The following is a 12133-nucleotide window of genomic DNA, read 5'->3' on the forward strand; positions in this document are numbered from 1 at the left end:
CATGGCGTTCACCGACCCGTTCATCCGCCGCCCGGTGCTGGCCAGCGTGGTCAGCCTGCTGATCCTGCTGCTGGGCTTCCAGGCCTGGAACAAGCTGCAGATCCGCCAGTACCCGCAAATGGAAAATGCCCTGATCACGGTGACCACCGCCTACCCCGGCGCCAACGCCGAGACCATCCAGGGCTATATCACCCAGCCGCTGCAGCAAAGCCTGGCCAGCGCCGAAGGCATCGACTACATGACCTCGGTGAGCCGGCAGAACTTCTCGATCATTTCCATCTACGCCCGCATCGGCGCCGACAGCGACCGGTTGTTCACCGAACTGCTGGCCAAGGCCAACGAAGTGCGCAACAAGCTGCCCCAGGACTCGGAAGACCCGGTACTGAGCAAGGAAGCCGCCGATGCCTCGGCGCTGATGTACATCAGTTTCTACAGCAAGGAGATGAGCAACCCGCAAATCACCGACTACCTGTCACGGGTGATCCAGCCCAAGCTGGCGACCCTGCCGGGCATGGCCGAAGCGGAAATCCTCGGCAACCAGGTGTTCGCCATGCGCATCTGGATCGACCCGGTGAAACTGGCAGGCTATGGCCTGTCGGCCACCGACGTGACCAATGCCGTGCGCCGCTACAACTTCCTTTCCGCGGCCGGCGAGGTGAAGGGCGAATACGTGGTCACCAGCATCAACGCCAGCACCGAGCTGAAGTCGGCCGAGGCGTTCGCCGCCCTGCCGGTCAAGACCAGTGGCGACAGCCGCGTGCTGCTGGGCGATGTGGCACGGGTCGAGATGGGGGCGGAAAACTACGACACGGTCAGCTCGTTCGACGGCACCCCATCGGTGTACATCGGCATCAAGGCCACACCGGCCGCCAACCCGCTGGACGTCATCAAGGAAGTGCGGCGCATCATGCCCGAGCTGGAAAGCCAGCTACCCTCGGCGCTGAAGGTATCGATCGCCTACGACGCCACGCTGTTCATCCAGGCCTCCATCGACGAAGTGATCAAGACCCTCGGCGAAGCGGTACTGATCGTCATCGTGGTGGTGTTCCTGTTCCTCGGTGCCCTACGTTCGGTGCTGATCCCGGTGGTAACCATTCCGCTGTCGATGATCGGCGTGCTGTTCTTCATGCAGATGATGGGCTACTCGCTCAACCTGCTGACCCTGCTGGCCATGGTGCTGGCCATCGGCCTGGTGGTGGACGATGCGATTGTCGTGGTGGAGAACATCCACCGGCACATGGAAGAAGGCAAGTCGCCGTTCGACGCCGCCCTCGAGGGCGCCCGCGAAATCGCCATGCCGGTGGTGTCGATGACCATCACCCTGGCGGCGGTGTATGCACCGATCGGCTTCCTTACCGGGCTGACCGGCGCGCTGTTCAAGGAGTTTGCCCTGACCCTGGCCGGTGCGGTGATCATCTCCGGCATAGTTGCCCTCACCCTGTCACCGATGATGTGCGCGCTGCTGCTGCGCCAGGAACAGAACCCCAGCGGCCTGGCCCACCGCCTGGACGTGCTGTTCGAACGCCTGAAGGTGCGCTACCAGCGCCTGCTGCACACCACCCTCGACAGCCGGCCTGTCGTGCTGGTGTTTGCCGTGATCATCCTGTGCCTGATTCCGGTACTGCTGAAGTTCACCCAGAACGAACTGGCGCCCAACGAGGACCAGGGGGTGATCTTCATGATGAGCAGCTCGCCGCAGCCGGCCAACCTTGATTACCTCAACGCCTATACCGACGAATTCACCCCGCTGTTCAAGGCTTTCCCCGAGTACTACTCGTCGTTCCAGATCAACGGTTTCAATGGCGTGCAGACCGGCATCGGCGGCTTTCTGCTCAAGCCCTGGAACGAGCGCGAGCGCACGCAGATGGAGCTGCTGCCGCTGGTGCAGAGCAAGCTCGAGGAAATCAGCGGCCTGCAGATCTTCGGCTTCAACCTGCCGTCGCTGCCCGGCACCGGCGAGGGCCTGCCATTCCAGTTCGTCATCAACAGCGCTGGCGACTACCCGGCACTGCTGGATGTGGCCCAGCGCATCAAGGCCCGCGCCCAGGAATCCGGCAAGTTCGCCTTCCTCGACATCGACCTGGCCTTCGACAAGCCCGAGGTGGTGGTGGATATCGACCGGGCCAAGGCGGCGCAGATGGGGGTGTCGATGGACACCTTGGGCAGCACCCTGGCGACCTTGCTGGGCGAGGCGGAAATCAACCGCTTCACCCTCGAAGGCCGCAGCTACAAGGTGATTGCCCAGGTCGAGCGGCCGTACCGCGACAACCCCGGCTGGCTGAACAACTACTACGTGAAGAACGACCAGGGCCAACTGCTGCCACTATCCACCCTCATCACCCTCACCGACCGCGCCCGCCCGCGCCAGCTCAACCAGTTCCAGCAGCTGAACTCGGCGATCATCCAGGGCGTGCCCATGGTCAGTCTGGGCGAGGCGCTGCAGACCGTGCAGGGCATCGCCCGCGAAGAGGCTCCGGAAGGCTTCGCCTTCGACTATGCCGGCGTGGCGCGCCAGTACGTGCAGGAAGGCAGCGCGCTGTGGGTGACCTTCGGCCTGGCGTTGGCAATCATCTTCCTGGTGCTGGCGGCGCAGTTCGAAAGCTTCCGCGACCCGCTGGTGATTCTGGTGACGGTGCCGTTGTCGATCTGTGGCGCGCTGTTGCCGCTGTTCCTGGGCGTATCGAGCATGAACATCTACACCCAGGTCGGGCTGGTGACGCTGATCGGGCTGATCAGCAAGCACGGCATCCTCATTGTCGAGTTTGCCAACCAGTTGCGTGAGGAGCGCGGCCTGAGCGTGCGCGAGGCGATCGAGGAAGCCGCGGCGATTCGCCTGCGGCCGGTGCTGATGACCACGGCGGCGATGGTGTTCGGCATGGTGCCGCTGATCCTGGCGACCGGGGCGGGGGCGGTCAGCCGCTTCGACATCGGTACGGTGATTGCCACCGGGATGTCGATCGGCACGCTGTTTACCCTGTTCGTGTTGCCTTGTATCTACACCCTGCTGGCGCACAAGGCGGTTGCCAGGGAAACATCGGTTGCCTGAACCGGCCTCTTCGCGGGCTCGCCCGCTCCCACAGGTGCGGCACCAGTTTCAGGACCGGTGCCATACCTGTGGGAGCGGGCAAGCCCGCGAAGAGGCCGGCAAGGCAGATGCAAAAATGCCAGAGGCCCCGCAATCGCGAGGCCTCTGGCATTTCCATCTACACCGGGTTCAACCGAACGGCCGCAACCCCTGGCGCATGCCGAACAGGAACAGCAACAGGTCCTGATCCGGCGCGGCCTCGGCCTGTTGCTGCGGTTTCACATCCCGCGGCAACGCGCACTGGTCGGCCAGTTCGGCCTTGCTGAACACTGTCGGCCTCGGCTCTTCCCACGCAGCCACCGCCGCGGTGGTCACCGCCAGGCCAGCTACCAGGAACAAAGCTCGAGCTATTTCTAGTTTCATTACCCTAACCCTTTGACAGCGCTGCCAAACGCCATCTGGTAAAAGTAGAGCAGTGTTTGCCATTCCGCGTCATTGATCGACGAATGGCGACGCAGCTGGCGCAGGTCATTGCCCGCCGCGCGCTGGCAGCTGATGCGCCGCCGGCATTTTTCCAGGTCCAGCAGGGCGACCTCGACCCGGGCCTGCTCGCCCTCGCCAATCACCTTGATGAACACGTGCTTGCCATACAGGCAGCCGTGCTGCCAGTGCCCCAGGTGCATGCGCGCCAGGTTGTCCGCCAGGTCCTTGAGCATGCGCTCATGCACCACCTGCGGGTAACGCTCGCGGGCACCTTCGGCATGCCAGGTGTCGAGTTCGACGAAGCCGTCGAGTGCTTCGCTCACCAGCAGCGCACGCCACTGCTGGTCGGCACCACGCTCGGCGCCACAGAAGACGATGCGCGGTACACGTACGCCCAGTTGCTCGAAGCTGTTCAACGCATCGAGTTCACGCAATACCGTCGGCCGGCCGAAAGGGTGCAGCAGGCTACGGTAGATATGCCCGACCTGGCGCTTGGCATACAGCAACTTGCCATTGCCATCGTCGAGGCGTTGCACACCACTCTCGCCACCACGGCGCTGGTTAGGCTCCTCGACCCACTCGCCCTGCTGGCGCCAGTAAAAATCGAACCGCGACTCCCCTCTCTGGGCTACAGCCATCAAACACTACCCCTTACGCAATACATATACCCGCCACATGGCATAGAACGGCAGGAAGTCGAGGCGTTCCTGGATTCTGAAGCCGGCGGCTCGGAATTCTTCTTCGACCGTGTCGGCCGGTAACACAAAACGGTTCTGGTAATTGTCCTGGTCGCCCTTTCTGGCGCTGCGACGCTGTTCCAGTTTTTTCCGGCGCCAGGCCTTGAAGTTACCATCCACCCACAATGACAGGATCACACTATCACGGCTAACCCGTTGAAATTCCGAAAGAATGGTCTTTCTGTGCGCCGCTTCGCCAATGTGGTGGAACAGGCGCATGCAGAAAATGCTGTCCACCGAGTTGTCCGGCAAGTCGATGGCAAACGCCGAAGTCTGCAAAGGGCGTACCCGTGCAACCACCTCTGGCGCTTGCGCGGTACAGGCTGTCTCGATCATCGCTTCGGAGTTGTCGGCGCCGATGATCACCCGGTTGGGCTTTTCTGCCAGCAATGGCCAGAAGCGGCCGGCACCGCATGGCAGGTCGAGGACTAGCCCAGGCTCACCAGCCAATGCCAAGGCGCGACGCGCCAGCTGCTCATCACGCTTGTGGGAAAGGCGTCGCGCCAGGCCATCCTGGTGCTTGAGAAAGTACTCGCGCGCATGTTCTTTGTCGTACTTCTCGGAAAATTCAAGCTTGATGGGGCTACGCATTGGGCATCTCCTGACTCCATTCCGCCCACATTAGGTAAGCAAGCGTAGGAATCAGGTCATGCCGATGTGAAAAATATGTTGAGCGCCGAAGGACCTGTTACAACAGATTACTCGACCAAAGCCTCCGGGTCGCCCTTGGCCGCGGTATTGCTCAGGTCCACCATGAAACGGCAGCCGTGCGGCAAGGTCGAGGTCAGGGTGACATGCCAGCCCTGGTCGTCGCAGATCCGCTGTACCAACGACAGGCCCAGGCCCAGGCCCTCGCCGCGCCGCTCGTCGCCGCGCACGAACGGCCGGAACATCGCCTCGCGCTGCTCCTCCGGGATACCTACACCGCTATCCTCCACGCTGAAGCCGTTGGCTTCCAGGCTCAGGCGGATGTAGCCGCTGTCGGTGTAGTGCGCGGCATTGCGCAGCAGGTTGCCCATCACCGATTGCAGGAAGGTGGCGTTGTACAGCACCGGGCTGGCACTGACGCGACCATCGAAATACAGGGCCAGGCCCTTTTGCTCGATGGTGTCGCGCCAGACCCCGACCAGTTCGTCCGCCACTTCCCGCAGGGTGGCCCGCGAAGCCACGGCGCCCTCGTCGCGCTGTGCCCGGGCCAGCATCAGGAAGGTCTTGACCAGTTCGCGCATTTCTTCCGTGGCCCGCGCCACGCGCTCCACCTGGCTGCGCGAGCGGGCGTCCAGCGTCGGGTTTTCCATCAGCAGTTCGCACGAGGTGGCCAGCACCATCAAGGGCGTGCGCAGTTCATGGCTGACATCGCTGGTGAACAACCGTTCGCGGGTCAGCGCATCGCGCAGGCGGCCCAGGGTATCGTCGAAGGCTACCGCCAGCTGGCCGACTTCGTCCGCGGCATAGTCCGGCGCCAGCGGCGGGGCCAGGCCCAGCAACTGATCACGGTGGCGTACCTGGCGCGCCAGGCGGATCACCGGCGCCATCACTCGGCGCGCCACCAGCCAGCCGAGGATGGCCGCCAGCACCAGGCTGAGCAGGAAGCCCACCACCACCACCGCGAACAGCACGCGCTCGCGTTCCTCGAAGTCGCTCTGGTCCTGCAGCAGCACATAGCGGCGGCCATCGACGATCTCGACCATGGCGTGGTACGACAGCTGATCGCGGAATACCTCGTGGAAGCCGCGGTCGAGGTGGCGCAGGTCCTTGGGCAGCTCGAAGTCGTCACGCCCGCCGCTGAAGTAGAACAGCTGGTCGGGGCGTGGCCGGTGGCTCCAGTCGCTGACGCTGTCCATGCGCAGCAGGCGTTGCAGGTCACCGCCCAGCACCGAGGAAATCAGCCGCTCTTCGACCAGGTGCACGGTGCCGACGATGCCGAAGGCGAAGGCCCCGGCCACCAGCGCGCTCATCAGGGCAAAGGCGATGATGATGCGCTGGGCAAGGCTTTGCTTAAACTCCATCACGGCCCTCGGCGAGGCGATAGCCGACGCCATGGACGGTATGCAGCAACGGTTTTTCGAACGGCTTGTCGATCACCTGGCGCAGCTGGTGCACATGGCTGCGCAGGCTGTCGCTGTCAGGGCAGTCATCGCCCCACAGGGCTTCTTCCAGCACTTCGCGACGCAATACGTGCGGGCTCTTCTGCATCAGCACCGCCAGCAGCTTGAGGCCGACCGGGTTGAGCTTGAGCAAGCGGCCCTGGCGGGTGACTTCGAGGGTGTCGAGGTCATAGCTGAGGTCGGCCACCTGCAAGGTGCGGCGCCCGCCGCCTTGGGCCCGGCGCAGCACCGCTTCGATGCGGGCGGCCAGCTCCGACAGGGCGAAGGGCTTGAGCAGGTAATCGTCGGCACCGGAGCGGAAGCCTTGCAGGCGGTCGTCCAGTTGGTCGCGGGCGGTGAGCATGATCACCGGCGTATCGCGGCGGGCGTCTTCGCGCAGGCGCTTGCACAGGGTGTAGCCGTCGATGCCCGGCAACATGATGTCAAGCACGATCAGGTCGTAGTGCTCGGTGGCAGCCAGGTGCAGGCCGGACAGGCCATCCTGGGCGCAGTCGACGGTGTAGCCCTTCATGCCCAGGTAATCGGCCAGGTTGGCCAGGATATCGCGGTTGTCTTCAACCAAAAGAATGCGCATCGGTTTCTCCTGTGCGGCGCTTCTCGCTGTGGTGCGCGGCAGGCGCAGCTTAAGGCCTATGCCTGCAGGGTGCCAGCCCCAGGGAAAATTCAGCGCACTTGACGGTTTTTTCACTGATCCTTCACGGACACAGGATAGCGGGCGGCCGACAATGCCCGTTCTTTTTCGCGCCCTGGAGCCGTCATGCAGCAACCAACCCGCCCTCGCCCGATCAATTTCTGGCTGTACCTTGGGCTACCCCTGGCGACCGCGCTTGGCTTGATCCTGCTGGAACTGACCTCGGTCGACATGGACATTGCCAACCTGTTCTTCGACCCTGCTGCCGGGCAATTCATCGGCCGCCACAGCTATTTGCTGGAGAACATCCTGCATGACCGGGTCAAGCAGGGGGTGATCCTGCTGGGGGTGATGTCACTGGTGACCTTTGCTGCCAGCTTCTTCTGGAAGCGCCTGTTCGGCTGGCGCCGTGAGCTGGGCTGCCTGGTGCTGGCACTGGGCCTGTCCACGGCGTTTGTCACACCGCTGAAGAAAGTGACCCAGGTGCAATGCCCGTGGAGCCTGACCCAGTTTGGCGGGAAGGAAACCTACAGCAAGCTGCTGGAGCCGCGGCCGGCGACCGACAAGCCCGGGCTGTGCTGGCCGGGCGGGCATGCCGCCACCGGGTTCTGCCTGTTCGGGCTGTTCTTCATGTTGCGTGATCGCAAGCCGAGGCTGGCGCGGGTCGCGTTGGCGGTGGCCTTAGTGGCCGGGTCGGTGCTTTCGCTGGGGAGGATGATGCAAGGGGCGCACTTCCTTTCGCACAACGTGTGGACGGCGGTGTTCTGCTGGTTGATCGGCTTGGGGTCGTATTACCTGGTTCTGTATCGTCGGGGAATGGCTGAGGTGCCTGCTGCCGAGCGTAGCGTCGCCTGAACCAGGGGCCGCTTTGCGGCCCTTTCGCCGGCAAGCCAGCTCCCACAGGTACAGCGCAAGTCCCAGTGTTGGCGCAATCCTGTAGGAGCGGCCTTGTGTCGCGATGGGCTGCAAAGCAGCCCCAATGGCCCTCACAGGAAAACAAAAAAGCCCCGACTCTCGCGAACCGGGGCTTTCTGATGGTGCAGGGGGTAAGACTGGCTTACGGCATGCCAGCATGCCTTCAGCATCGCCTGAACCAAGGGCCGCTTTGCGGCCCTTTCGCCGGCAAGCCAGCTCCCACAGGTACAGCGCAAGTCCCAGTGTTGGCACAATCCTGTGGGAGCTGGCTTGTGCGCGATGGGCTGCGCAGCAGCCCCGATGGCCCTCACTGGCAAACGAAAAAGCCCCGACTCTCGCGAACCGGGGCTTTCTGATGGTGCAGGGGGTAAGACTGGCTTACGGCATGCCAGCATGCCTTCAGCATCGCCTGAACCAAGGGCCGCTTTGCGGCCCTTTCGCCGGCAAGCCAGCTCCCACAGGTACAGCGCAAGTCCCAGTGTTGGCACAATCCTGTGGGAGCGGCCTTGTGTCGCGATGGGCTGCAAAGCAGCCCCAAAGGCCCCAACAGGAAAGCAAAAAAGCCCCGGTTCTCGCGAACCAGGGCTTTTCATGGTGCAGGGGGTAAGGCTGGCTTACATCATGCCGCCCATGCCACCCATGCCGCCCATGTCAGGCATGCCAGCAGCTGGCTTGTCTTCCGGCAGGTCGGCAACCATGGCTTCGGTGGTGATCATCAGACCGCCGATCGAAGCAGCAGCTTGCAGCGCCGAACGGGTGACCTTGGCTGGGTCCAGAATGCCCATCTCGATCATGTCGCCGTATTCGCCGGTAGCAGCGTTGTAACCGAAGTTACCCGAACCTTGCTTGACCTTGTCAGCGACAACGCTTGGCTCGTCGCCGGCGTTGGCAGTGATCTGGCGCAGCGGCGCTTCAACGGCGCGACGCAGCAGGGCGATACCGACGTTCTGGTCTTCGTTGTCGCCTTTGAGGTCGGCAATGGCAGCCAGGGAGCGAACCAGGGCCACACCACCGCCAGGCACCACGCCTTCTTCAACGGCTGCACGGGTAGCGTGCAGGGCGTCTTCAACGCGGGCTTTCTTCTCTTTCATTTCAACTTCGGTGCCAGCACCGACCTTGATCACGGCAACACCGCCAGCCAGCTTGGCCAGACGCTCTTGCAGCTTCTCACGGTCGTAGTCCGAGGAAGTCTCTTCGATCTGGGCACGGATCTGCTTGACGCGTGCTTCGATCTCGGTGTCGGCGCCAGCGCCGTCGATGATGGTGGTGTTTTCCTTGGACAGGATGACGCGCTTGGCGTTACCCAGGTGCTCCAGGGTAGCGGTTTCCAGGGACAGGCCGATTTCTTCGGAGATGACCTGGCCGCCAGTCAGGACGGCGATGTCCTGCAGCATGGCCTTGCGGCGGTCGCCGAAGCCCGGAGCCTTGACCGCAGCAACCTTGACGATGCCGCGCATGTTGTTGACTACCAGGGTAGCCAGGGCTTCGCCTTCAACGTCTTCGGCAACGATCAGCAGTGGGCGGCCGGCCTTGGCAACGGCTTCCAGAACTGGCAGCAGCTCACGGATGTTGGAGATCTTCTTGTCGACCAGCAGCAGCAGCGGGCCTTCCAGCTCGGCAACCATGGTGTCCGGCTTGTTGACGAAGTACGGCGACAGGTAGCCACGGTCGAACTGCATGCCTTCCACGACCGACAGTTCGTTTTCCAGGCCCGAGCCTTCTTCAACGGTGATCACGCCTTCTTTACCGACTTTTTCCATGGCTTCGGCAATGATTTCACCGATGGAGTTGTCGGAGTTGGCGGAGATGGTACCTACCTGGGCGATGGCCTTGGAGTCGGCGCATGGCTTGGACAGGTTCTTCAGCTCGGCGACGACGGCAGCGGTGGCCTTGTCGATGCCGCGCTTCAGGTCCATCGGGTTCATGCCGGCAGCGACGGCTTTCAGGCCTTCGTTGACGATGGCCTGAGCCAGGACGGTAGCGGTGGTGGTGCCGTCACCGGCAGCGTCGTTGGCCTTGGAAGCAACTTCCTTGACCAGCTGGGCGCCCATGTTCTCGAAGGCGTCTTTCAGCTCGATTTCTTTGGCGACGGAAACGCCGTCCTTGGTGATGGTCGGCGCGCCGAAGCTCTTGGCCAGCACCACGTTACGGCCTTTCGGGCCCAGGGTCGCTTTTACCGCGTCAGCCAGAACGTTGACACCAACCAGCATTTTCTTACGAGCGGAGTCGCCGAATTTTACGTCTTTAGCAGCCATGATCGTTTAATCCTTGGAATTCTTTGGAGTAACGGGAAGTCGGGGAAATCAGCCTTCGATAACGGCGAGGATTTCGTTCTCGGCCATGACCAGCAGGTCTTCGCCATCGACTTTCACGGTGTTGCTGCCCGAGTAAGGGCCGAAAACCACTTTGTCACCCACTTTCACGGCCAGCGCGCGAACTTCGCCGTTGTCCAGGATGCGACCGGTGCCGACGGCGACGACTTCGCCGCGGTTTGGTTTTTCAGCGGCCGAACCCGGCAGGACGATACCGCCAGCGGTTTTCGATTCTTCTTCGCTGCGACGGATAACGACGCGGTCATGCAGAGGACGAAGCTTCATTGTCGATCTCTCCCAAATAGTGGTTTTCATCGGCCGGTGTCGACACCGGCGGTTTGATGCAGTCCGGCGTTGCCGGGGGTGATCCGCAATGGGCGAAGCACCTGTGTAATGTCTGGTGTCGCCACCAGAAACCTTGCGGTGACCACATACATGAGGCCGCCATATTCAATTACAAGGCTTGTTTCAGAAAATTTTTCATTAGCGCCTTGGCCCCGCAAAAAGCTGGGGCCGCTGCGCGCCCCTTTCGCGACACAAGGCCGCTCCCACAGGAGGTGTGCATTCCCTGTGGGAGCGGCCTTGTGTCGCGAAAGGGCCGCGAAGCGGCCCCCGGCTATTACTTGTCGCGGCGCTCGTACTCGCCTTCGATCACATTCGGCCGATGCCCGCCATCCTGCGGCCGGGCCTGGAACGGGTCGTCCTGGAAGGCGCGCTGGCGCATGGCCTGGGCCTCGGCACGCTCGCGCATCTTGCGCGCGGCCAGGTGACGGGTGAATGGCAGCAGGCACAGCAGGCCCAGCACGTCGCTGATGAAACCTGGCAGCAACAGCAGGCCACCACCAACGGCCAGCATCATGCCCTGGAACATGTCCTCGGCGGGCAGTTCGCCACGCTGCAGGCTTTCACGGGCGCGCAGTGCGGTGGCCAGCCCGGCCACGCGCATCACCAGCACACCCAGGGCGGAGCCGGCGATGATCAGCAGCAGCGCCGGGAAAAAACCGATGGCGGCACTGACCTTCACGAAGACGAACAGCTCCAGCACGGGAAACAGTAGAAACAACAGTAGAAAAGCACGCATCAAAGCATTCCTCGTCGGAAGAGACCCTTCCTGTAAGACCAACAAATGGATGCGGGCGCTCGGCTTTTCAACCCTCGACTTCCGTCGCAACCGGCCACTGGTCGGCGCGTGCCAGCAAAACCAGGGCTTCGCGGACTTGTGTCGGCGTGTTGCAAGTACTTGGGAAAGGCAACCAGTGCACCGCCTGGCCGATACGCAGGTGCATGCCTTCGCTGTCTACCCCGACCATCTGCGCTGGCGCATGGCTTGGCAGCTCGGTCAGTTGCACATAGTGGGCGATGGCGTTGGCGTGGTCGTTGTTCATGTGCTCGACCATGCTCGCCTCGGCTTTACCGGCGAACGGGTTGGCCAGGGTTACCTGGTCAAGCCAGTGGATCGCGCCGAAGCCGCCGATGTAGCGGTGGCGCACCGGCTGCAGCACCCAGAAGTCGAAGTCGTGGGCCTTGTGGTAGTTGGCCGCGTCCGGGAAATAACGGTAGTAGCGCTCGGCGGCGGCCTCGATGGCGGCCTCCTCCACCAGCTTGTGCGCCTCGGCCATCACCGTCAGGCGCCCCACGGCCTGCACGTCCTCGGCTTCGCGTTCGCCCACCAGCAGCGAGCACTTGGGGTCTTTCTGCAGGTTGTGGGTGTGCTGGGCGATGCGGCTGATGAGGATCAGCGGGTTGCCCTGAGCGTCCAGGCAGTACGGCACGACCGAGCCGAAGGGGTAGCCGGGCATCGACTTGGAATGGGTCGAGAGCACGCCGCGGTATTCCTTGAGCAGCAGCTCCCGGGCGGGGCGGATGGCATTGGTACTCACTTGGGGGCGGCTCCTGATATCGGGCTGGATGGGACAAGATAA

11 protein-coding genes are annotated in these 12133 nt (G+C 62.9%); 2 read left to right on the forward strand and 9 right to left on the reverse strand.

Annotation, left to right across the window (positions count from 1 at the left end; all coding sequences use genetic code 11):
* Position 1: 1 nt before the first annotated feature.
* The gene (locus tag CAG34_RS20580) at positions 2-3046 is read left to right on the forward strand and encodes a multidrug efflux RND transporter permease subunit (protein ID WP_085592095.1); all 3045 of its coding nucleotides are present in this window, start codon (positions 2-4) and stop codon (positions 3044-3046) included.
* Positions 3047-3214: 168 nt separating this feature from the next.
* On the opposite strand, the gene CAG34_RS20585 is transcribed toward CAG34_RS20580, so the two are convergent.
* The 5 genes from CAG34_RS20585 to colR all read right to left on the reverse strand — a co-directional run bounded on the left by CAG34_RS20585 (position 3215) and on the right by colR (position 6927).
* Positions 3215-3448 (reverse strand): hypothetical protein, encoded by a 234-nt coding sequence (locus CAG34_RS20585; RefSeq protein ID WP_085592097.1) that lies wholly within the window; start codon positions 3446-3448, stop codon positions 3215-3217.
* Positions 3448-4146: a lipopolysaccharide kinase InaA family protein gene (locus tag CAG34_RS20590; protein ID WP_085592100.1), complete on the reverse strand. Its 699-nt coding sequence runs from the start codon at positions 4144-4146 to the stop codon at positions 3448-3450. The genes CAG34_RS20585 and CAG34_RS20590 overlap by 1 nt, the downstream gene beginning before the upstream one ends.
* A 6-nt stretch (positions 4147-4152) precedes the next feature.
* The gene (locus tag CAG34_RS20595) at positions 4153-4836 is read right to left on the reverse strand and encodes a class I SAM-dependent methyltransferase (protein ID WP_025340527.1); all 684 of its coding nucleotides are present in this window, start codon (positions 4834-4836) and stop codon (positions 4153-4155) included.
* Between the two features lie 107 nt (positions 4837-4943).
* Positions 4944-6254: a HAMP domain-containing sensor histidine kinase gene (locus tag CAG34_RS20600; protein ID WP_085592102.1), complete on the reverse strand. Its 1311-nt coding sequence runs from the start codon at positions 6252-6254 to the stop codon at positions 4944-4946.
* Positions 6244-6927 carry a two-component system response regulator ColR gene (gene colR / locus CAG34_RS20605; RefSeq protein ID WP_003255215.1) on the reverse strand — a complete coding sequence of 228 codons (684 nt, stop codon included), beginning with the start codon at positions 6925-6927 and terminating at the stop codon, positions 6244-6246. The genes CAG34_RS20600 and colR overlap by 11 nt, the downstream gene beginning before the upstream one ends.
* A 183-nt stretch (positions 6928-7110) precedes the next feature.
* Here colR and CAG34_RS20610 point away from each other — a divergent pair, with 183 nt between their 5' ends.
* Positions 7111-7839 carry a phosphatase PAP2 family protein gene (locus CAG34_RS20610; protein ID WP_085592104.1) on the forward strand — a complete coding sequence of 243 codons (729 nt, stop codon included), beginning with the start codon at positions 7111-7113 and terminating at the stop codon, positions 7837-7839.
* Positions 7840-8513: 674 nt separating this feature from the next.
* On the opposite strand, the gene groL is transcribed toward CAG34_RS20610, so the two are convergent.
* The 4 genes from groL to CAG34_RS20630 all read right to left on the reverse strand — a co-directional run bounded on the left by groL (position 8514) and on the right by CAG34_RS20630 (position 12091).
* Positions 8514-10154: a chaperonin GroEL gene (groL, locus tag CAG34_RS20615; RefSeq protein ID WP_085592107.1), complete on the reverse strand. Its 1641-nt coding sequence runs from the start codon at positions 10152-10154 to the stop codon at positions 8514-8516.
* A 48-nt stretch (positions 10155-10202) separates the two neighbouring features.
* Positions 10203-10496 carry a co-chaperone GroES gene (locus tag CAG34_RS20620; RefSeq protein ID WP_003260750.1) on the reverse strand — a complete coding sequence of 98 codons (294 nt, stop codon included), beginning with the start codon at positions 10494-10496 and terminating at the stop codon, positions 10203-10205.
* Between the two features lie 334 nt (positions 10497-10830).
* Positions 10831-11292 carry an FxsA family protein gene (locus CAG34_RS20625; RefSeq protein ID WP_025340530.1) on the reverse strand — a complete coding sequence of 154 codons (462 nt, stop codon included), beginning with the start codon at positions 11290-11292 and terminating at the stop codon, positions 10831-10833.
* 67 nt (positions 11293-11359) lie between these two features.
* Positions 11360-12091, reverse strand: a complete 732-nt coding sequence (locus CAG34_RS20630; protein ID WP_025340531.1) for a HugZ family protein — start codon at positions 12089-12091, stop codon at positions 11360-11362.
* Positions 12092-12133 lie beyond the last annotated feature (42 nt).

Origin of the sequence: Pseudomonas sp. B14(2017), from assembly GCF_002113255.1 — a bacterium.
In the GTDB taxonomy this organism is placed as follows: domain Bacteria; phylum Pseudomonadota; class Gammaproteobacteria; order Pseudomonadales; family Pseudomonadaceae; genus Aquipseudomonas; species Aquipseudomonas putida_Z.